Source organism: Streptomyces sannanensis, from assembly GCF_039536205.1.
GTDB classification, from domain to species: Bacteria; Actinomycetota; Actinomycetes; order Streptomycetales; family Streptomycetaceae; genus Streptomyces; species Streptomyces sannanensis.
This window is the reverse complement of record NZ_BAAAYL010000001.1, coordinates 4392614-4412839: the sequence shown is the minus strand read 5'-3', so window position 1 is coordinate 4412839 and position 20226 is coordinate 4392614. Positions and strand designations below refer to the sequence as shown.

General features: G+C 70.4%; 16 protein-coding genes and 1 pseudogene. 7 read left to right on the top strand and 10 right to left on the bottom strand.

Annotation, left to right across the window (positions count from 1 at the left end; genetic code table 11):
* Positions 1 to 68: 68 nt before the first annotated feature.
* From ABD858_RS20940 to ABD858_RS20930, 3 genes are all read right to left on the bottom strand, one after another.
* Entirely contained in the window at positions 69 to 1103 is a 1035-nt protein-coding gene (locus ABD858_RS20940) for an ABC transporter permease (RefSeq protein WP_345039836.1), read from the bottom strand.
* A gap of 923 nt (positions 1104 to 2026) precedes the next feature.
* Positions 2027 to 3934, bottom strand: a complete 1908-nt coding sequence (gene typA / locus ABD858_RS20935; protein WP_345039833.1) for a translational GTPase TypA — start codon at positions 3932 to 3934, stop codon at positions 2027 to 2029.
* Positions 3935 to 4167: 233 nt separating this feature from the next.
* Positions 4168 to 6264, bottom strand: a complete 2097-nt coding sequence (locus ABD858_RS20930) for an ABC transporter family substrate-binding protein (RefSeq protein WP_345039831.1) — start codon at positions 6262 to 6264, stop codon at positions 4168 to 4170.
* Positions 6265 to 6517: 253 nt separating this feature from the next.
* On the opposite strand from ABD858_RS20930, the gene ABD858_RS20925 reads away from it, so the two are divergent.
* The 6 genes from ABD858_RS20925 (at position 6518) to ABD858_RS20900 (ending at position 13288) form a co-directional block, all read left to right on the top strand.
* The gene (locus tag ABD858_RS20925; protein WP_345039829.1) at positions 6518 to 6811 is read left to right on the top strand and encodes a hypothetical protein; all 294 of its coding nucleotides are present in this window, start codon (positions 6518 to 6520) and stop codon (positions 6809 to 6811) included.
* A 167-nt stretch (positions 6812 to 6978) separates the two neighbouring features.
* The gene (locus ABD858_RS20920) at positions 6979 to 7800 is read left to right on the top strand and encodes a hypothetical protein (RefSeq protein WP_345039827.1); all 822 of its coding nucleotides are present in this window, start codon (positions 6979 to 6981) and stop codon (positions 7798 to 7800) included.
* Positions 7801 to 7816: 16 nt separating this feature from the next.
* Positions 7817 to 9796, top strand: a complete 1980-nt coding sequence (locus tag ABD858_RS20915; RefSeq protein WP_345039824.1) for a fumarate reductase/succinate dehydrogenase flavoprotein subunit — start codon at positions 7817 to 7819, stop codon at positions 9794 to 9796.
* Positions 9793 to 10563, top strand: a complete 771-nt coding sequence (locus ABD858_RS20910) for a succinate dehydrogenase/fumarate reductase iron-sulfur subunit (RefSeq protein WP_345039822.1) — start codon at positions 9793 to 9795, stop codon at positions 10561 to 10563. The genes ABD858_RS20915 and ABD858_RS20910 overlap by 4 nt, the downstream gene beginning before the upstream one ends.
* Before the next feature lie 425 nt (positions 10564 to 10988).
* The gene (locus ABD858_RS20905; RefSeq protein ID WP_425586339.1) at positions 10989 to 12515 is read left to right on the top strand and encodes a TPM domain-containing protein; all 1527 of its coding nucleotides are present in this window, start codon (positions 10989 to 10991) and stop codon (positions 12513 to 12515) included.
* A gap of 56 nt (positions 12516 to 12571) precedes the next feature.
* Positions 12572 to 13288, top strand: coding sequence for a PspA/IM30 family protein (locus ABD858_RS20900; protein WP_345039820.1), 717 nt, complete (start codon positions 12572 to 12574; stop codon positions 13286 to 13288).
* A gap of 170 nt (positions 13289 to 13458) precedes the next feature.
* On the opposite strand, the gene ABD858_RS20895 is transcribed toward ABD858_RS20900, so the two are convergent.
* The 6 genes from ABD858_RS20895 to ABD858_RS20870 all read right to left on the bottom strand — a co-directional run bounded on the left by ABD858_RS20895 (position 13459) and on the right by ABD858_RS20870 (position 19735).
* A complete protein-coding gene (locus ABD858_RS20895) occupies positions 13459 to 15978 on the bottom strand; it encodes a SpoIIE family protein phosphatase (protein ID WP_345044738.1) in 2520 nt (839 codons plus the stop codon).
* Positions 15979 to 16229: 251 nt separating this feature from the next.
* Positions 16230 to 16658, bottom strand: coding sequence for an ATP-binding protein (locus tag ABD858_RS20890; protein WP_345039817.1), 429 nt, complete (start codon positions 16656 to 16658; stop codon positions 16230 to 16232).
* Between the two features lie 156 nt (positions 16659 to 16814).
* Complete coding sequence (locus ABD858_RS20885; RefSeq protein ID WP_345039815.1) at positions 16815 to 17240, bottom strand: (deoxy)nucleoside triphosphate pyrophosphohydrolase; 426 nt, start codon at positions 17238 to 17240, stop codon at positions 16815 to 16817.
* Between the two features lie 52 nt (positions 17241 to 17292).
* Positions 17293 to 17508: an SPOR domain-containing protein gene (locus tag ABD858_RS20880; protein ID WP_345044736.1), complete on the bottom strand. Its 216-nt coding sequence runs from the start codon at positions 17506 to 17508 to the stop codon at positions 17293 to 17295.
* 168 nt (positions 17509 to 17676) lie between these two features.
* Positions 17677 to 18429, bottom strand: a complete 753-nt coding sequence (locus ABD858_RS20875; protein WP_345039813.1) for a GntR family transcriptional regulator — start codon at positions 18427 to 18429, stop codon at positions 17677 to 17679.
* A gap of 136 nt (positions 18430 to 18565) precedes the next feature.
* Positions 18566 to 19735, bottom strand: a complete 1170-nt coding sequence (locus tag ABD858_RS20870; protein ID WP_345039810.1) for a DUF4190 domain-containing protein — start codon at positions 19733 to 19735, stop codon at positions 18566 to 18568.
* Positions 19736 to 19815: 80 nt separating this feature from the next.
* Between ABD858_RS20870 and ABD858_RS20865 the strand changes: the two are divergent.
* Positions 19816 to 19983: pseudogene (locus ABD858_RS20865) on the top strand (threonine synthase); the annotation flags it as partial.
* Here the strand turns inward: ABD858_RS20865 and ABD858_RS20860 are convergent.
* On the bottom strand, positions 19980 to 20177 hold the full coding sequence (locus ABD858_RS20860) for a nitrilase-related carbon-nitrogen hydrolase (protein ID WP_345039808.1): 198 nt from the start codon (positions 20175 to 20177) through the stop codon (positions 19980 to 19982). The pseudogene ABD858_RS20865 and the gene ABD858_RS20860 overlap by 4 nt on opposite strands.
* Positions 20178 to 20226: the final 49 nt, after the last annotated feature.

Sequence of the window (20226 nt, the reverse complement as noted above, 5' to 3'; positions counted from 1 at the left end):
ATCCGGAATTGCTGCCTGGCCATCCGGTTTCCCGGAGCGGGAGCGGCAGCCACTCCCGCCCATGGACGTCACCGTCCGGTCTTGGGGTCGAACGCGTCCCGCACCGAGTCACCCAGGAGGTTGAAGCAGAGGACGAAGATGACCATGGCGATGCCCGGGAAGAACATGAACGCCGGGTCCTGCTGGTAGATCTCGGCGCCGATGGCGAACATCCGGCCCCAGTCCGGGGTGGGTTCGACGAAGCCGACACCGATGTACGAGAGGAACGCGATGTTCAGGATGGCGCTGGGCAGCATGTACGTGCCCTGCACCAGGATGGGCGTGACGATGTTCGGAAGGATCTCCTTGCGCACGATCCGCCACTGCGAGGCGCCCGAGACCTTGGCCGCCTCCACGAACTCCCGCTCACGCAGGGACAGTACGGAGCTTCGCACCAGACGCGCCAGACCCATCCAGCCGAGGAACCAGCTCACCAGGATGATCGCGACGGCCCGCAGATAGGTCGGGGTCTCGTCCCGCGGGGAGACGAAGAGCGCGGTCACGACGGGCATGAAGGCGATGAAGAACAGCTGGCTCGGGAAGGCCAGGAAGAAGTCGGTGACCCGGCCCACCCAGTAGTCGACCTTGCCGCCGAAGTAACCGCCCACCATACCGATGAGCACACCGGTGAGCACGCAGAAGAACGTCAGGATGAGAGCCATGAACAGCGAGGTGCGCATGCCGTAGAGCAGCATGGTGAACACGTCGCGGCCCAGGTTGGGCTCGATGCCGAACCAGAAGTCCGAGGACATGCCGCCGAGAGCACCTTGAGGCATGGCGAAGTCGTCGAGCAGGGAGGGGTCTTCCTGCCCGTACAGCGTGTACGGGTCCTTGCCGTACAGGGCGGAGATCACAGGCGCCAGCGCGGCGACGGCGAAGAAGAAGAGCACAACGCCGGCGGAGATCATGCCGGCGCGGTCGCGCTTGAAGCGCGCCCACATCAGCTGCCCCGGAGAGCGACCGGTGTGCTTCTTCTCGCCGTCCGCGGACTCGGTCTTCGTCGCGGTCTCTTCGTCCAAGACGACAGAGGCCTGGGCGTCCTCGGCCTCAATTGGACTGGTCATGGTTTGTCCATTTCACGGGTGTCGGGTGGCCCGCGGTCCTGCTGCACCTCGACGGCCGAGCGGTGTGAACTCGTCCCGTCTGGCCACTGCTTGACGATCCCCCTCACCGGACCCCACCCAAGGGCAACGGGTACAGCCGAAGAGCCGGACGCCTACGAGATTCTCGCGGGCAACTCGGACGGAAGAACGGTCAATTGAGGTGGATTCACCCCAAGGAGCGCGAACCTAGCGGTTAGCCGGGTCTCAGAATCGGTGGTCGCTCACGGCAACCGAGCCGGATGAAGCGCACCGGATGACACCGGCCGTACGCGCCGCCGGCAACGACCTGACCCATATGGCGCTTGTGGCACCGCGCATGGGTTCCTCCTCATGAGTCCACGTGTTCACTGCAAGTGAGGGCACCCGATACCCCACCGACACCCCTGACGGCGAAGATCAAGTTCCCAGTGTGCTCGTGAGCCGGCGCTCCCCAAAGCGCATGACCCATTGACCCGAGCTCAATGGAGCCAACTATTGAGTACGTTCGGGCTGTAAACCACACTTAAAGAGTCTCGGTTTGACAACATCACATCGGCCACTCAGCCCGAAATCCGGACAAACTGATCACAGACAGACGCCCCCGAAACGGACTGTTAATACGCGTTTCCGGTGAGCGACGTCCGGTAAATGGACACTTCGGACATGAAAACCGGTTGACGAACAGCCGGTCCGAACCGCAGCGTCGGGGTGCGCCGGCCCTCTCCCGAGGGGCCTGGCGGCCTCCGCCCGGCTTCGCCGCGGCGCATCGCGAAGGACACGACCCGGGAGCCCCCGAGAGGCCTGCTCCCCCAAGCAGCTTCACGGCGACGAACCACGCAGAACGGCCCGGCCCCCACGTGGAGTCCACGTGGGGGCCGGGCCGTTTGCTCTCTGACGCTAGGTCATCAGCCGTGCTTGGCGCGGGAGGCGGCGCGCGCACGCTCACGCGCGTCCAGGTTCACCTTGCGGATGCGAACCGCCTCCGGGGTCACCTCGACGCACTCGTCGTCACGGCAGAACTCCAGCGACTGCTCCAGCGAGAGCTTGCGCGGCGGAACGATCGACTCCGCGACATCGGCCGTGGAGGAACGCATGTTCGTGAGCTTCTTCTCCTTGGTGATGTTGACGTCCATGTCGTCGGAGCGGGAGTTCTCACCGACGATCATGCCCTCGTACACCTCGGTGCCCGGCTCGACGAAGAGCACGCCGCGCTCCTGGAGGTTGGTCATCGCGAAGCCCGTGACGGAGCCCGCCCGGTCGGCGACCAGGGAGCCGTTGTTACGGGTCTGCAGGGTGCCGAACCACGGCTCGTGGCCCTCGTGGATCGAGTGGGCGATACCCGTACCGCGCGTGTTGGTCAGGAACTCCGTACGGAAGCCGATGAGACCACGGGACGGGACGACGAACTCCATACGCACCCAGCCGGAGCCGTGGTTGGACATGTTGTCCATACGACCCTTGCGGACACCCATGAGCTGAGTGACCGCGCCCATGTGCTCCTCGGGCACGTCGACGGTCATGCGCTCGACCGGCTCGTGGACCTTGCCGTCGACCTCCTTGGTGACCACCTGCGGCTTGCCGATGGTCAGCTCGAAGCCCTCCCGGCGCATCTGCTCGACCAGGATGGCCAGCGCGAGCTCGCCACGGCCCTGGACCTCCCAGGCGTCCGGACGCTCGGTGTCCAGGACGCGCAGCGAGACGTTACCGATCAGCTCGCGGTCCAGCCGGTCCTTGACCTGGCGGGCGGTGACCTTGCGGTCCTTGACCGCGGCCTTGGCGTCCGCGCCCTTGCCGGTGCCGCCACGGCCGACCAGCGGCGAGGTGTTGGTACCGATGGTCATGGAGATCGCGGGCTCGTCGACCGTGATCAGCGGCAGCGCGACCGGGTTCTCCGGGTCGGCCAGCGTCTCGCCGATCATGATGTCCGGGATACCGGCGACCGCGCAGATGTCACCGGGGCCGGCCACCTCGGCGGGCTTACGGGTGAGCGCCTCGGTCATCAGCAGCTCGGAGATGCGGACGTTGGAGATCGAGCCGTCGCGCTTGATCCAGGCCACCGTCTGGCCCTTGCGCAGCTCGCCCTGCTCGACGCGGAGCAGCGCGATACGGCCGAGGAAGTTGTCGGCGTCGAGGTTGGTGACGTGCGCCTGGAGCGGCGCGTCCTCCGCGTACGTCGGGGCCGGGATGTGCTCCAGGATCGTGGAGAAGAACGGCTCCAGGCTGGTGGAGTCGGCCGGGACGGTGCCGTCCTCCGGCTTGGTGAGGGACGCGATGCCGTCACGGCCGCAGGCGTAGACGATCGGGAACTCGATCTGGTCCTCGTCGGCGTCCAGGTCGAGGAAGAGGTCGTAGGTCTCGTTGACGACCTCGTCGATGCGGGAGTCCGGGCGGTCGGTCTTGTTGATGCAGAGGATGACCGGCATCCGGGCCTGGAGGGCCTTGCGGAGCACGAAGCGGGTCTGCGGGAGCGGGCCCTCGGAGGCGTCCACCAGCAGGACCACACCGTCGACCATCGACAGACCGCGCTCGACCTCGCCACCGAAGTCGGCGTGGCCGGGGGTGTCGATGATGTTGATCGTGATCGGGTCCCCGCCGTCCTTGGGGTGGTACTTCACGGCGGTGTTCTTCGCCAGGATCGTGATGCCCTTCTCACGCTCCAGGTCGTTCGAGTCCATCATGCGGTCGTCGACGGAGTCGAGCTGGTGTGCGGCGAAGGCGCCGGCCTGCTTGAGCATGGCATCGACGATGGTCGTCTTGCCGTGGTCGACGTGGGCGACGATGGCGACGTTACGGATGTCGTGGCGCGTGGGCATGCTTTGGTTTGCGCTTCTCTCGATCGGGGATCAGGCGTCTTCGGTCCTCGTACGCCCGCGTGGCGGACACGCCACAGCGCCTCCCATGGTACGGGGCCGAGGAGTAGGGGGCCTCCTCGTCCGCTGGGAGTGATGAGATACACGTTCGATCCGACGATCGGGATGCGGCCCGGGTCATGGGTGGACACGACCTTGCCCGCCGCGGGAGCGGCGGGCAAGGGACTTGAGCTCATTCAGAGCTTCCGCTTCTTGTAACCGATGTCCTGGTAGGCGGGGGTGGCGAACCCGAAGGCGCCCGCGTTCGCCAGATTCTGCCTGACGGCCACCAGCTGGGGGCGCTGATAGAGGGGGATCGATCCGGCAGCGGCCCAGATCCGGGCGTCGGCCTGCTTCACCAGCTTCCGGCCCTCCTCCGCGTCCAGCTCGGCGACCGCCTGGTCGAAGAGCTGGTCGATACGGTCCGTACCGACCCGTGAGTAGTTCTGCTCCACCAGCAGCGAGCCGTCGGCGGCGGGTTCCGGTTTGGCGAAGATCGGGCGGGCGTCGGTGGCCGGGAAGGCGGTCGCGGGCCAGGTGTAGAGCGCCAGGTCGAAGGCGCCGGAGGCGATGTGGTCCTTGAAGAAGCTGTCGTCGGAGACCTTGATGATCTCCGTACCGATACCGACGGCGTCGAGCATCCCGATGATCCGGTCACCGACCGCGCGCAGCGACTCGGAGCCCGGCCCCGAGGGCAGTACGAAGCGGAGCATCAGCGGCTTGCCGTCCTTGCCGAGCGGGCCGTTCGCCTTGTCCCCGGCGGCCGGTGCCGGTGCGGCGGTCCCCATCGGCGCGTAGGCCCCGGCGACGCCGTGCCGGGATCCGGCGCCGACGGCGTCCTGCTCCTGTACGGCGGCACCGTGGGGTGCCACCCCCGGGGCGGGGTCGGGAAGCAGCCTGCCGGACGGCGCGTCTCCCGGCTTGCTGTCCGCGTTGATGATGTAGAGGCCTTCGTTGGGGTCCTCGTCCCGCTGCCGCTTGTCGTCGGCCTTGGTCACCGGCTTGCTGCCGGCCTTGCCTCCCGCGGACTTCTGGCGGGCGCCGCCCGGGGTCCAGCCCGCCTCGGCCAGCAGCGCGCGGGCCTTCTGGGCGTCCTGGGCGCCCAGCGCGTCGCTGCTGTCGGCGTACCCGGGCTGGCCGGCCAGCGCCAGGTGGCTGCCCACGGGCACGGCGGGCAGGCCGAGCGGTTTGAGGACGGTCTCCGCGATCTCCTTGCGGTCCAGGGCGCGGGCCACGGCACGGCGCACCCGTTCGTCGGCGAGCGGACCCGAGCCGCCGTTGAGGGCGAGCTGGGTGTAGGCGGGCTCCAGGGACTTGCGGACCCGGTATCCGCTCAGGGACCGCTGCTCGTCGGCGTCGCGGCCCGTGGGCCGGACCGCGCCGGTCCCGGTTCCGTTCCGCCGGGCCGCCGCGATGCGCTCCGCGGCGGCCCGGTCGACCTCGGCGAGATCGACGGTGCCGGCGGCGAGCGCGGCGGCACGCTGATCGCGGGGCACGGCCTGGAAAACCAGGGTGTCCAGCTTGGCCGGCCTGCCCCACCAGCGCGGGTTGCGGATGAGCGTGACCGCTCCCTCCCGGGTGTCGGCCGTGAGCCGGAACGGCCCGGCGGTCGCCTTGAGGGTGGTGCGGGCCCCGTCGTTGAAGGAGGCCGGGCCGGCGGTGACGTCCTTCGGGTAGAGGGGCGTGAAGAGGGCGCGCCAGTCGGCGTAGGGCTTGGCGAAGGTGACCCGGACCTCCAGGTCGTTGGCGCCGCGTTCGACCTTCTCGATGCGGTCGTAGCCGGCGTTGTGCGCGGTCCAGTAGGCGGAGTCCCTGCCGCTCAGGGCACGCCACTGGGCCAGGAAGTCGGGGGCGCCGATCTCCCTGCCGTCGGTCCACACCGCCTGCTGGTTGAGCTTGTAGAGGACGACCTGTCTGGGCTCGGTCTCGACGATCTCGGCGGACTCCAGATAGTCGGGATTGCGCTGGAGCCGGCCTCGCTCGTCGAGCGTGAAGAGGGAGGGCAGCAGTGCGCCGGCGAGGCGCGTGGTGGTGGCGTCGGCGTCGGCCTGGAAGGCGTTGAAGGTCTGCGGCATCGCGTCGACGGCCCAGCGCAGGGTGCCACCGTCAGCGATCAGGTCGCGGGACGCGGATCCCACGTCCGCGGCGGCTACGGGCGCGGTACCGGCGTCGCCTTTCGTGTCGCACCCGGACAGGGCGGCCAGCACGGGGATCGTGAGCACACCGGTGGTCAGGAGCGCGAGGGAGCGGAGAGTCCGGGACACCCTCCCGCGCGGGACGCCGACCTGGGACATGACTGATACCCCTTTGTCCGGTATGGTGACATTTGCGATGATCACATTCATCGCTCACCCACTGAAAAGGACGGTGTGCGGACGGCGCCGCAGACACGGCGACAGCGGGGCCCGAAGCCACCCGTGCGGCCCAACGGCCCCACACGCGAGTGGGAATCCGAGTACGCGCCCTTCACAACCGGGGATGTGACGCGCGACACTCGCATCCCACACAGCATCTTGCCGCCCGCGACCGCGGAAGTGAGGGCAAGTCATGTCCCTGCAGGATGATCTGACAGCGGTTCAGCGCAGTCTGGACGACCTGGCAAGGTCCGTCGGACGACTGGAACAGCACGTCGGTGGAAGCAGCCTGGAGATACGGCGCGTACGTACCGACGCCGACCATCTGAGGGAGAGCGTCGCCCTGCTGCGCGAGGCCGCGGCACCCGGCACGCTCCCCACCGAGCGGCCCGAACTGGTCACGATCGCCGACACGCCGTACAACAGCGCGCTCTGGACGGACACGGACGACGAGGGCCTCGGTGCCAAGGACCGCCACGCGCCATAACGCCGCGCTTGCGCGACCGGACAGCTGGGCGCCCCCCGTCCGGGCGGGCCGGGGTGTTCGTCCGCAATCCCCCAGCCACCGCTGGGGGTACCCCAGGGTGCCCCCAGGACGGGCTGATCTGTCGTCGTCCACCCGAGTTGTTGCCGTCCACCACGGTTGGAGTCTCGTTGGCAACCGGCACCGAACCCCATTCCCGGACGGGCGGTGTGCGCGGCGCCTCACGCGCCGCGATCACCGCCCGCCATCTGCGCACCGACCGCTGGTGGCTGGCACCGGCCGCGACCGCGACCGGGCTGCTGGCCTTCGTCGTCTACTCGACCTGGCGGGCCTTCGCGAACGCCGACTACTACGCCGCGCCCTACGTCTCACCGTTCTACTCGCCCTGCCTGGCGGAGAACTGCGCCCCGATGAAGGGCGGACCCAACTGGGAGATCTTCGGCAGCTGGTGGGGGCTGTCCCCGGCGCTGCTGATCCTTGTCTTCCCGCTGGGTTTCCGGCTCACCTGCTACTACTACCGGAAGGCCTACTACCGGGGCTTCTGGGCGTCGCCCCCCGCCTGCGCGGTCGCCGAGCCCCACCGGAAGTACACCGGCGAGACCCGCTTCCCGCTGATCCTGCAGAACATTCACCGCTACTTCTTCTACGCGGCGCTGCCGGTGGCCGGAATCCTCACCTACGACACGGTGCTCACCTTCCGTGACGAGCGCTACGAGTGGGGCCACATGGGCCTCGGCACCCTCGTCTTCCTGATCAACATCGTGCTCATCTGGGCGTACACGATCTCCTGCCATTCCTGCCGGCACATCATCGGCGGACGGCTGCGGCACTTCTCCAGGCACCCCGTGCGCTACCGGCTGTGGGGCTTGGTCGGAAGGCTGAACGCACGCCACATGCTGCTCGCCTGGGCCTCACTGATCAGCGTCGCCCTCTGCGACTTCTACGTCCATCTCCTCGCCACCGGCGCCTTCGAAGATCCGAGGCTGTTCTGAAATGGAAGGTGCCAACATGGCTCAGGTCGACCGGCAGCAGTGGGACGTGGTCGTGGTCGGCGCCGGCGGAGCAGGGCTGCGCGCGGCGATCGAGGCCCGCGAGCAGGGCGCCCGTACCGCCGTCATCTGCAAGTCGCTGTTCGGCAAGGCCCATACGGTGATGGCGGAGGGCGGAATCGCCGCGGCCATGGGCAATGTCAACGACCACGACAACTGGCAGGTGCACTTCCGCGACACCATGCGCGGCGGAAAGTTCCTCAACCAGTGGCGCATGGCCGAACTGCACGCCAAGGAGGCCCCGGACAGGGTCTGGGAGCTGGAGACCTGGGGCGCGCTCTTCGACCGTACGGCGGACGGGCGGATCTCCCAGCGCAACTTCGGCGGGCACGAGTACCCCCGGCTGGCACACGTCGGCGACCGCACCGGCCTGGAGCTGATCCGTACCCTCCAGCAGAGGATCGTCGCGCTCCAGCAGGAGGACAAGCGCGAACACGGCGACTACGAAGCCCGGCTGAAGATCTACCAGGAGTGCACGGTCACCCGGATCTTGAAAGAACACAGCCTCAAGGACGGCGAGCGAAGCGAGATGGGGGTCCCCCCCGGCCGAAGGCTCGGGGGGAGGGTCTCCGGCACCTTCTGCTACGAGCGCGAGACCGGGCGCTTCTTCATCCTCGAAGCCCCCGCGGTCGTCCTGGCCACCGGTGGCATCGGGAAGTCCTTCAAGGTGACCTCCAACTCCTGGGAGTACACCGGCGACGGTCACGCCCTGGCGCTGCTCGCCGGAGCGCCGCTGGTCAACATGGAGTTCGTGCAGTTCCATCCCACCGGGATGGTCTGGCCGCCCTCGGTCAAGGGCATCCTGGTCACCGAGTCGGTGCGCGGCGACGGCGGGGTACTGCGCAACAGCGAGGGCAAGCGGTTCATGTTCGACTACGTCCCGGACGTCTTCAAGGAGAAGTACGCCGAGTCGGAGGAAGAGGGCGACCGCTGGTACGAGGACCCGGACCACAACCGGCGCCCGCCCGAGCTGCTCCCCCGCGACGAGGTCGCCCGCGCCATCAACGCCGAGGTCAAGGCGGGCCGCGGCTCCCCGCACGGCGGAGTGTTCCTGGACGTCTCGACCCGGATGCCGGCGGAGGTCGTCCGGCGCCGGCTGCCCTCCATGTACCACCAGTTCAAGGAGCTGGCGGACGTCGACATCACCGCCGAACCCATGGAGGTCGGCCCCACCTGCCACTATGTGATGGGCGGTGTCGCCGTCGACTCCGACACCGCCGCCGCCCGCGGAGTACCGGGCCTCTACGCGGCAGGCGAGGTGGCCGGCGGGATGCACGGCTCCAACCGGCTCGGCGGGAACTCCCTCTCCGACCTTCTGGTCTTCGGACGGCGGGCCGGGCTGCACGCCGCCCGGTACGCGGCCGGACTGGGCGCACGGCCCGTCGTGGACGCCCGCCAGATCGACACGGCGGCCGCGGAGGCGCTGCGCCCCTTCAGCGCGGAGGGACACGAACCGGCCGGGGAGAACCCGTACAGCCTCCACCAGGAACTCCAGCAGGCCATGAACGACCTGGTCGGCATCATCCGCAGGGAAGCCGAGATGGAGCAGGCCCTGCACACCCTCGCCGCGCTGCGGCTGCGCGCCCGCCGGGCCGGCGTCGAAGGCCACCGCCAGTTCAACCCCGGCTGGCACCTCGCCCTGGACCTGCGGAACATGCTGCTGGTCAGCGAGTGCATCGCCCGCGCCGCACTGGAACGCACCGAGAGCCGAGGCGGCCACACCCGCGAGGACTGGCCCGCGATGGACCGCACCTGGCGCAGGGTGAATCTGCTGTGCCGTCTCGCCGACCCCACGGGCGGCCTTGCGGCCACCGACCCCGTGCGCGGCCAGATCGCCCTCGTACGGGAGACCACCGACCCCATCCGCCCCGACCTGCTCGCCCTCTTCGAGAAGGAGGAGCTGGTCAAGTACCTCGCCGAAGAGGAGCTGTACCAATGAGCGGCTATGACGCGAGCTTCCGTGTCTGGCGGGGCGATACGGCCGGCGGGAAACTGACGGACTTCACGGTCGAGGTCAACGAGGGCGAGGTGGTCCTCGACATCATCCACCGCCTCCAGGCCACCCAGGCCCCCGACCTCGCGGTCCGCTGGAACTGCAAGGCCGGCAAGTGCGGTTCGTGCAGCGCGGAGATCAACGGGCGGCCGCGGCTGATGTGCATGACCCGCATGTCCGTCTTCTCGCGGGACGAGACGATCACCGTGACCCCGCTGCGGGCCTTCCCCGTCGTCCGCGACCTGGTCACGGACGTGGGCTTCAACTACGCCAAGGCGAGGGAGGTCCCGGCCTTCGTGCCCCCGCCGGGCCTCGGTCCCGGCGAGTACCGGATGCAGCAGATGGACGTGGACCGCTCGCAGGAGTTCCGCAAGTGCATCGAGTGCTTCCTGTGCCAGGACACCTGTCATGTGGTCCGCGACCACGAGGAGAACAAGACGGCCTTCGCGGGCCCCCGCTTCCTGATGCGCGTCGCCGAGCTCGACATGCATCCGCTGGACGCGGCGTCCGCGGCGGGCCTGGACCGCAAGCGCACCGCGCAGGAGGAGCACGGGCTGGGGTACTGCAACATCACCAAGTGCTGCACGGAGGTGTGCCCGGAGGGCATCAAGATCACCGACAACGCGCTGATCCCGCTCAAGGAGCGGGCCGTGGACCGCAAGTACGACCCGCTGGTCTGGCTGGGCTCACGCATCCGCCGCCGGGCCGAATAGGGCGCGGCCGCGCACGCGGAGAGCGGGTCCGGGCCCGGTGTTGCCGGTCTCCGTCCAGCCCGTCCTGGGGGTACCCCCAGGACGGGCTGGTGGTGATGGGTGTCCCCTTCGATCACTGCCCGGCTCGACCACTGCCCGGCTGTGGACCACCCGGCCGCACCCGAACAAGCCCGTCCTGGGGCCCCAGAGGTGGCTGGGGGAGATCGAGGACGCCGCCCGGAGGGCGGTCCGGGCGGCTGGGCGGAGCCCCGGCAGCACCGCCGGCGTGATGCCCGCCCGTTTCCAGATCCTGCGCGTCCGTGCCCGTATCGGCCCAGGCTACTGGGCGTGACTGACATCCCCCTGCCCGGTCGCGAAGGCGCAAACCGCGCCATACGCTCCTGAATGTGACGCCCTTCGCCCGCCTGACCGTGCTCGCTGTGCTCATGGCGGCCGGGGGCGTGCCGCAGGAGAGTTCGACGTCGAACGCCGATCTGGTGCTGCCCATCGTCGCGGCGGCGGGCGCGGTCGCGGCGGCCCTGTACGGGTTGCGCCGGCGCAGGAGGCTCGCCCGGACCCGTACGACACCGGGCGCGCGGGGGGTCACGCCCCTGACCGAACTCGACGCGCGCGCCCGGCAGGCGCTGGTCGCCACCGATGACACGGTCCGTACCAGCGAGGAGGAACTCGCCTTCGCCACCGACCGGTTCGGCGAGGAGGCGGTGCGGCCCTTCGCGGATGCCGTCGCGTTCGCCGCCGGTGAGCTGACCGCGGCCTTCCGGCTGCGCCAGCTGCTCGACGACGCGTACCCGGTGGACGCGGCGACGCGGCGCCGGCTGCTGGTGGAGATCGTCGCCCGCTGCACGGCGTCCGGGCGGCGCCTGGATGCCGAGTCGGAGGCCTTCGACCGGCTGCGCGCCCTGGAGCGGAACGCCCCGGAGGCGCTGGACGTCGTGGAGTCCGCGTTCCGCTCGCTCGCCGGGCATACCGTCACCGCCGAGGAGACCCTGGCCGTCATGCGCCGGCGGTACGCGGAGTCGGCCGCGGCCCCCGTCTCGGGAAACGTGGAGCAGGCCAAGGACCGGCTGGTCTTCGCGACCGGCGGCATCAACCGGGCCCGGCAGGCCCTCGACAAGGGCGACACGGCCCGTGCCGCGGTGTATCTACGGGCCGCCGAGGGTGCCGTCGGCCAGGCGGCCACCTTGGTCGACGCGGTCGGACGACGGGCCGCGGAGCTCGCGGAGGCGGAAGCCCGGCTGCCCGGCGTGCTCGACGGGACGGACGCCGACCTGGCCGACGCCCGTGCCCGGCTGCCCGCCGGGTCCGGGGTGACGGACGCGACGGATGTCGCGGCCTGGGCGGCCACGTCGGACCTGGGCGGGCGGCTCGCCCGTGCCGAGGCCGTGACCGCCGCGGTACGCCGGGCGATGGGGGCCGGGCGGTACGACCCGATCGAGGCGCTGCGCCGTGTCGAGGAGACGGGATCGGCTCTGGACGAGGCACTCTCCGGGGCGCGTGAGCGTGGGCAGCGGAACCACCGTGCCCGGGTACTGCTCGACCAGGCGCTGCTCACCGCCGGCAGTGCGCTCGGCGCGGCGGACGGCTATGTCGCCACCCACCGGGGTGCGGTGGGCAGTGAGGCCCGTACCCGTCTCGCGGAGGCCGGACGCCATCTGGCGCGGGCACGGGCCGATGCCGGGACGAACGCCACGGGCGCGCTCGCCGAGGCGCAGCAGGCGGATGCGCTTGCCCGCCGCGCGCAGGGCCTCGCCGAGCAGGACGTACGCGTGCACGGGAACCCGTACGGCAGCGGCGAGCGGCACGGGAACGCGGCCGGGCTCGGCGGCGCGGTGCTCGGCGGGATCGTCCTCGGCGGGACGTCCGGCGCGGGGCGGGGAAAGGCCGACGGCTTCCGGCCCGGCAGTTTCGGAGGTGGCGACACGCGCGGGAGGAGGGGTGGCGGCCGGTTCTGATCATCGACCCTCCCCCGGTCCTCGGCCAGGGGGATGCCCATCCAGGAGGAATGTCAATGTCCGACAAGCAGTCGATCCTCGGCCGGATCGCCCAGCTGGCGAAGGCCAACATCCATGTCCTGCTGGACCAGGCCGAAGACCCGCGGAAGATGGCCGACCGGCTCATCCGCGACTACAACTCCAGCATCGTGAAGGCCGAGGAGACGGCGGTCGCCGTCATGGCCGATCTGCGGCTGATGGAGCACGACCAGCGGGAGGACGTGGAGGCGGTGGGGGCGTGGGGCGCCCAGGCACTGGCCGCCAGCAGAAAGGCCGACGAGCTGCGCGCTTCGGGCCAGGGCGAGGAGGCCGACAAGTTCGACGGGCTGGCCAGGGTGGCGCTGGAGCGCCAGCTGGAGCACGAGAAGGAGGCGAAAGCGGCCGGGCCGATCATCGCCACGCAGCAGGAGATCGTGGAACGGCTCAGTAGCGGGCTGGAGGAGATGCGCGCCAAGCTGTCGGAGCTCAGGACGAGGCACGACGAGCTGGTGGCGCGGGCCACGAGCGTGCGGACGCAGGGCATGCTGACGGACGCGCTGCAGAACATCGACGTCTTCGATCCGGCCGGGGAGCTCAGCAGGTTCGAGGACGTGGTGCGCCGGGAGGAGGCGCGGGCGATGGGCCAGCCGGAGCTCGCGGAGTCCTCGCTGGACGCGCAGTTCGCGCGGTTCACCGACTTCACCACGGACGCGGAGATCGAGGCGAGGCTGGCCGCGCTCAAGAGTGGGGCCTGACCGGGCTTGGCGCCCTCCGCCCAGGTGGGCCGGCGTGTCCGTCCTCAAGCTCCCCAGGACGGGCTGCAATCCGTGACGCCCACGTCCCGCCGGCCGGTGTTTCCGTCCTCGGACGCCGGATGGGGCTGCGATCTTCACATCCACGTCCGGTTCTCCAAGGCCGGACAGACTCAGCCGTACGTGCTCAGCAGCTGCTCCGCGGTCGGCTCCGCCACCGGCTCGCCGTCCTCCGGGAGGGCGAGTTCGAACCACACCGTCTTGCCGCGCGGGGTGCGGCGCGAGCCCCATCCCGCGCTGAGCAGGCCGACCAGCTGCAGTCCGCGGCCGCCCTCGTCGGTGTCGCGGGCCCGGCGGCGTCTGGGCTGGACCAGATTGGCGTCCCAGACCTCGCACACCAGCACACGGTCGCGCAGCAGGCGGAGCCGTATCTCTCCGTCGCCGTAGCGCAGGGCGTTCGTGACCAGCTCGCTGACCAGCAGTTCGGTGGTGTCGACCAGTCCGTCGAGGTCCCAGGCGAGCAGTTGGGCGCGGGCCAGTTCACGGGCCCGGCCCACCGAGCGGGGCTCGCGGGGCAGCTGCCAGTCGCCGACGGCGTCGGCCGGCAGACCCTGGACGCGGGCCATGAGGAGGGCGATGTCGTCCTCGCCGTGGCGGGTGTCGAGGGTGCCGAGGACGTGGTCGCAGACGTCCTCCAGGGCGGGCACCGGGTCGGCGAGGGCGCGGCGGAAGGCGCGCAGACCGTCGTCGAGGGAGTGGTCGCGGGACTCGACGAGCCCGTCGGTGTAGAGGGCGAGCAGCGCGCCCTCGGACAGCTCGACCTCGACCTCCTCGAAGGGTTCGCCGCCGACGCCGAGGGGCATGCCGGGCGGTACGTCGAGGAGCAGGGCCGGCTCCCCGGGTTCGACCAGGACCGGGGGCAGATGGCCGGCGTTGGCGAACGTACATCGCCGGGTGACCGGGTCGTAGACGGCGTACACGCAGGTGGCGAGGTAGACCTCGGAGAGGTCGGCCTCCCGGGAGCGGTGCGTCGCGCGGGAGGACTGCTGGGTGCCTCCGGGCGCGCCGAGGCCGCGGGCGATCTCGTCCAGGGCGGAGAGCACCTCGGCGGGCTCCAGGTCGAGCAGTGCCAGGGTGCGTACGGCCGTGCGCAGCTCGCCCATGGCGACCGCGGCCCGCAGGCCGCGGCCCATCACGTCACCGACGACGAGCGCGGTGCGGTGGCCGGGCAGTTCGATGACGTCGAACCAGTCACCGCCGACCTCGGTGGCCGTGTTGCCGGGCAGATAGCGGCAGGCGATGTCGAGCCCGGCGGCCTCCGGATCGCCGGGCGGCAGCAGGCTGCGCTGGAGGATCAGCGCGCGCTCGTGCTCCCTCCGGTAGAGGCGGGCGTTGTCGATGCAGACGGCGGCGCGGGCGGCGAGCTCGGTGGCCAGGGCCCGGTCGCGTTCGCCGAAGGGCTCGCTGCCCTTCGTACGGGAGAACTGGACGAGTCCGACGACGGTGTCGTGCGCGACCATCGGCACGGCGAGCGTGGACCGTACGAGCGAGCCGTCGGGGGCGGGCAGTTCCCGGACCCGGCCGGTGCGCAGGGCGTCGGCGTAGAGGGAGCTGAAGGGGTAGCGGTGCACGGCGCCGACGTCGACGACCCCGCCGCTGTCGGGGCAGCTGCCGCCGAGGGCGGGTGGCGGAGTGTCCGACACGGCGCTGGCGAAGGCGACGCGGCGCACTTCGGAGCTTCCGTCCGGGTGGCCGGGGGCGGTGTCGTCGCCGGTGAGCAGGGACTGGAAGAGGTCGACGGAGGCGAGGTCGCAGAAGCCGGGGACGGTGACGTCGAGGAGTTCCCGGGCGGTGGTCTCCAGGTCGAGGGAGTTGCCGATGCGGGCTCCGGCCTCGTTGAGCAGGGCGAGGTTGCGGCGGGCGTCGGCGGCCTCGCGGGCGGCGACATGGCGGCGGGTGACATCGATGCCGAGGCCGGCGATGCCGATGGGCCGGCCGGAGGCGCTGTGCACCTGGTAGAGGTTGATCGACCAGTGCCTGCGGTCGGTTCTGCCGGGTGCGTGGCCGGTGATCTCGAAGTCGGTGACCGCCTCGCCGGTCTCCAGGACCCGGCGGAGGGCGGCGGTCATCCGCTCGGCCTCGGCGCGGGCGAGATAGTCGTGGACGGTCCGGCCGCGCTGATCGTCGGGCTGTCCGCCGAAAACGGCGGCGAACCGCCGGTTGGCGCGCTGCACGGTGAGGTCCGTACCGAACAGTACGAACCCGAAGGGAGATTGACCGAAAATTGCCTGAGATGAGGCAAGGTCGGTCTCGATGCGGCGCAGTGCGCGCACATCGACGACGATGCAGAGCGCGGCACGCTCCCCGCTCGCCGTCTCGGAGGGCATCAGATAGAGCTCGGCCGCCCCGTGCGCCCGTCGGGACTCCTCGCCGTCCCCCGGCATCCGGAACGGGACGAGGCCGGTCCATTCCTTGCCGTCGAGGATCTCGGCGACCTTGCGCCGGCCGTGCGAGTGGAAGCCGTCGGGCATGAACGCCTCGACCGGATCCCTGCCGACCACATCGGCCGCGGTCAGGTCGAACAGGTCCTCGGCACGCTTGCTCCACTGTTCGACCAGCCCGTCGGGGCCGATCGAGAAGGAGGCGACCTTGATGTAGTCGTAGATCGAGCCGGGCGGACTGCTCTGCCACATGACGCCGCCCGCCCGCTGCTCGGGCGTCTCCGCCTCCGCCGGTATCTCGCTCACGCGACCGTCCCCTCCAGCTCACCGCACCGGACCGGCCTGACTCCGCAGTATTCAGCACTACGGCCCCTACCGGCACGGAGTTCACGATCACAGAGCGGTCTCAGTCTCTTCCGGCCGCATTTCCCGGGAAGTGCTCGTCGGCGCCTGCGGCGGGTGCGACGGCCGCACCATCGTGATCGTTCGTCCCTCCCCACCTTCTAACCAGGCAAGGCCAGCTCGAACCACACCGTCTTGCCCTCGCTGTCCTTCCTGGTCCCCCAGCGCCGCGCCGAGCGTGCCACCAACTGAAGCCCGCGGCCGCCCTCGTCGTCCGGCCCCGCCGGACGCTCCAGTGGCGGATCCGGGAGCGGATCCGAAACTTCCACCAGCAGCGCCGCCCTCTCCGCCTTCTCGTCCCCGTCGGCGACCGGCAGCGCGAGCCGGACCCCGATCGGGCCCGAGGCATGCCGCATGGAATTGGTCACCAACTCGCTGACCAACAGCACAGCCACATCCCCGACCGCCGCGTCGAGACCCCAGCCGTGCAACGTGTCACGGACCGCGTGGCGCGCAGTCCGCACCACGTTGGGTGCGGCGGGGAAGGTCCACTCGGCGCAGTCGCCTTCGATGTCGATCACGCCGACCACTTCCCGGATCGCCTGGGCAGACCCGCGTCCTGTTTCGGGGGCTTAATCAGCACATACCCGATATTCGGGGCGGGCTATCGCGGCTTCGGGCGCATCGTGGCACGAACGGCGTACACCTCCCGCGCCCGCGAGCCGGTCCTGATCCGCCGGACAGGCCTAGCGTCCGCGCGCGCCGTCCCGGGCGCCCCCGGTCTCCCTCAGTCTGCGCACCGCCTCCGCCACAGCCGGGCGGTCCTGCTCCAGCCAGTCCACGGTGTCGCTCTCGTGCGGGGCGAGCCAGCGCACCTCGTCATGGTCCTCCAGCGGCCTCGGCTCACCGCTGACCAGCCGCACCGTCCACACACGCAGCACATATCCGGTCTTGAGCGCCCATTCCCCCGGGATCCGGTCCAGAGGCTCCGCCTCCACGCCCAGTTCCTCGCGCAGTTCGCGCACCAGCGCCTGCTCGGGCGTCTCCCCCGGCTCCAGCTTGCCACCGGGCAGCTCCCAGCGCCCGGCCAGCTCGGGCGGCGCACTCCGGCGCGCGGCCAGCAGCCGCCCCTCATGACAGAGGGCTCCGCCCACGACCACTCGTACAGTCATGCCCGGAGCCTAGGCCCTCTCCGGCCGATCACGCCGGGCAGGGCCCGGGCGATCAGCGGGAGCGCCTCTCCGACGGGGCGTTCCGGTCACCGTGTGCGCTCTGGCCGATGCGCTCGACCCAGTAGAGCTGCTTGTGGCCCCGGCCGTCGAGGCTGTCGGCAATCTGCTGCGCCTCGTCCTGCGTCGCGTACCGGCCGACGCGGTAGCGGTTGCCGTTGTCGTCCTGGCGTATGACCTGCCAGGGGAGCACAGTGCCGCCGTCCGTCATCGCGCCCCTCCGTCCGCCGGCGTACGAGCCCTTCGAGGATCCCGGGGAAGCCCCGATCCGCATATGCCCGAGCTTACGCCTGACCTTCACTCAGCGGATGCATGTTTTCACAAAGAGATACGCTTCCGGCCAATGCGCGGGGCACGACCGTGCCGCACGCGGCCCCGGTCACCTCACCGGCAGGTGATAAGCGACCCGGTAACGGTCCGCCGGAATCACGACGTCCGCGGTCTCCACGGCACGCCCGGAGGCATAGAAGGTGCGCGAGACGACCAGCACCACATGGCCGGGGACACCGCTGAGGGCCATCAGCTCCTCCGCGAGCCCCGGCCGCGCGCCGACCTCCTCGACGACGTTGTCCACGACGACGTCGATCGCCGCCATGCGCTCGACGACCCCGCAGCCGCCCAGCGGCCCTTCCTCGGGCAGCATCACGGGCGTACGCCCCGTCAGGGCGATCGGCTCCCAGGAAGTGGAGAGCATCATCGGCTCGCCCGCGTCCCGGAAGAGATAGCGGGTACGCATCACCCGGTCCCCCGGCTGGAGTCCGAGCCGCGCGGCGACTCCGGCCGAGGCGTCCTCCTGCTCGCTGCCCGACTCCCAGGTGCCGCGCGCCCCCTCCTCGGCCTGCTCCTGCCGGAACGGGCTCGCGCCCGAGGCCGGGCGGTACCCGGAGCGGGCGACGCGGCGCGGAACGCGGCGCTCCCGTACATACGTACCCGACCCGGAGCGGCCCTCGACCAGCCCCTCGGCCATCAGCACCTTGCGGGCCTCCAGCGCGACGGTGTCGGAGACTCCGTACTCCTCGCGGATCCGGGCCTGCGAGGGAAGCCGGGCGTGCGGCGGCAGCGAACCGCTGACGATCTTCCGCCGGAGATCACCCGCAACGCGCAGATAGGCCGGCTGGTCACCGAAAGTCACTGGCCACTCCGATCTGTTGACAGACAGCAACAGCCTGACAACCACGGAATGTTGCCCGCAAGTGAGGGCCAAAGTTTCACCCGATGTGATGACTTGTCTTTGTCCAGCGCTTACCGCGGGTATGACTAACCGGTATTCAGGCGTCGGTCCCGTCCCCGGCTGCCCCTTCCTCACTCGCGGTGTCGTCCTCGTAGTCCTTGGGCGGAGTCGTCTCGAGCACGAGCGCCTCGCGGATCGAGATCTCGGTGCTGGTCTTCAGCGCCGCATGCGCCGCGTCATGGTGCGTCCAGAACAGGTCTTCGTCGTCAGTCACTTCCGACGCCGTCACCCACTCCTTGCGGGCCGCCTCGAACTCCGCAACACGGTCGGCGACCGCCTTGTCCGCCACCGAGGGCCAGGTGCGGGAGCGCAGTTGCTCCGCGCCCTTCTCCAGCGCGGCCGCGACCTCGATCGCCCAGGTCCTGAAGCCCTCCGGATCGTCCTCGACCTCGTCCGCCTCGGGCCCGCCGTAGAGAAGACCGTCGACGGCATTGGCCGTCCCCAGATACGCCGCCTGGTGCGGGTCGAGCATGGAGGCGTCATTGAGCAGGGGCCCGTCGAGGGTTCCGTCGCCGTCGTCACTGAGGGAACAGGTGACGGAGCGGTCGCCGAGCCGCCATCCACGCTTGTCGGGCGCGAAGTAGTACGTCACGACGCTCTCCGGCACGGCCCAGGTGTCCATCGCGTACGTCCCGGCGATATTCCAGCACCGCTCCGCCGCGATCGCGGAAATCTCGCCCTCGCCCGGCCAGGGCCCCGGAATCTCCAGCTCGAACGTCCCGGTCACCTCGCCCTCGTGCGAGCCCGAGCACGGCACCACCCGCACGTCCGTCACATAGCCTTCCAGCCCGTCGCCGCCCGGCGCATCGAAGCAGTCGCCCCTGTGCAGCCGGTCGATGCTCTTCGTACGGGCCGCCTCGCCCGCCGCGTCCCTGAAACCGCGCCAGAAGTCGGCCGCTCCTCCGGTGACGATCGCGGTGAGCACCAGCAAGGTGCTGATCGAGGAGAGCACGACGCCGGCGACGGCCATGCCCTTGCCGCGGTGCCCCGTCTTCTTGATCTGCACAAGGGCGACGACCCCCAGGATCAGGCCCAGCGGGGGCAGACAGCACACGATCCCGGCAACCATCGACCCGATGGCGAGACCGTTGGTCTTCGGCGGCTCGGGCGGTGCGCAGGGGTTTCCGTACGGGGTCCGGTACGGGGACCACTGCTGCGGCGGCTGAGGAACGTGCCCGGGCGCGGGCGGCGGCGGAGGTATGTCCACGGGGTACGGTGCTCCTGATCAAGGTCCTACGAATTGCCGCGCATGCTACGGCGCGAAAGCGGCGGCCGCCGAGCGACCGCCAGGATCAGATCAGTGCCGCCCAACTGGACCTGGCCCGCCGCGGGCTCTTCGTGGAGTCCACGGGGGTCGCCTGCTGGGCAGCGATGAACGCCTCACCGGACGTGCTGGGCGGCCGCGACGCGGTGGTCCCGCTGTGCGGGGCGGGCGCGAAGACCGGGCCGGCCTAGCGGGTCAGCCGGTGCACCGCGCGGGGCGCGGAGCCGGTGTCCCGCAGATCGCGGAGCATCGGCTCCTGCACACGCACGGCACGCAGCCGTTCCGGGTCCAGATCGGCGGCCACCAGTTGCGCCTTGTCGGGCCCGGCCTCGACGACGATCCGGCCGTCCGGCCCCCAAATGGCGCTGCTCCCAGCCCCGTACAACGTTGATGTGCCTGTTCGCGGCAGGTACGGCCGCGATGGCCCGCAGCGC

What these genes read in the sequence shown, in the direction of transcription:
- ABD858_RS20940 (WP_345039836.1), bottom strand. Translation starts at nt 1,103, where the DNA reads ATGACCAGTCCAATTGAGGCCGAGGACGCCCAGGCCTCTGTCGTCTTG.
- typA (WP_345039833.1), bottom strand. Translation starts at nt 3,934, where the DNA reads ATGCCCACGCGCCACGACATCCGTAACGTCGCCATCGTCGCCCACGTC.
- ABD858_RS20930 (WP_345039831.1), bottom strand. Translation starts at nt 6,264, where the DNA reads ATGTCCCAGGTCGGCGTCCCGCGCGGGAGGGTGTCCCGGACTCTCCGC.
- ABD858_RS20925 (WP_345039829.1), top strand. Translation starts at nt 6,518, where the DNA reads ATGTCCCTGCAGGATGATCTGACAGCGGTTCAGCGCAGTCTGGACGAC.
- ABD858_RS20915 (WP_345039824.1), top strand. Translation starts at nt 7,817, where the DNA reads ATGGCTCAGGTCGACCGGCAGCAGTGGGACGTGGTCGTGGTCGGCGCC.
- ABD858_RS20910 (WP_345039822.1), top strand. Translation starts at nt 9,793, where the DNA reads ATGAGCGGCTATGACGCGAGCTTCCGTGTCTGGCGGGGCGATACGGCC.
- ABD858_RS20905 (WP_425586339.1), top strand. Translation starts at nt 10,989, where the DNA reads ATGGCGGCCGGGGGCGTGCCGCAGGAGAGTTCGACGTCGAACGCCGAT.
- ABD858_RS20900 (WP_345039820.1), top strand. Translation starts at nt 12,572, where the DNA reads ATGTCCGACAAGCAGTCGATCCTCGGCCGGATCGCCCAGCTGGCGAAG.
- ABD858_RS20895 (WP_345044738.1), bottom strand. Translation starts at nt 15,978, where the DNA reads ATGTGGCAGAGCAGTCCGCCCGGCTCGATCTACGACTACATCAAGGTC.
- ABD858_RS20885 (WP_345039815.1), bottom strand. Translation starts at nt 17,240, where the DNA reads ATGACTGTACGAGTGGTCGTGGGCGGAGCCCTCTGTCATGAGGGGCGG.
- ABD858_RS20880 (WP_345044736.1), bottom strand. Translation starts at nt 17,508, where the DNA reads ATGACGGACGGCGGCACTGTGCTCCCCTGGCAGGTCATACGCCAGGAC.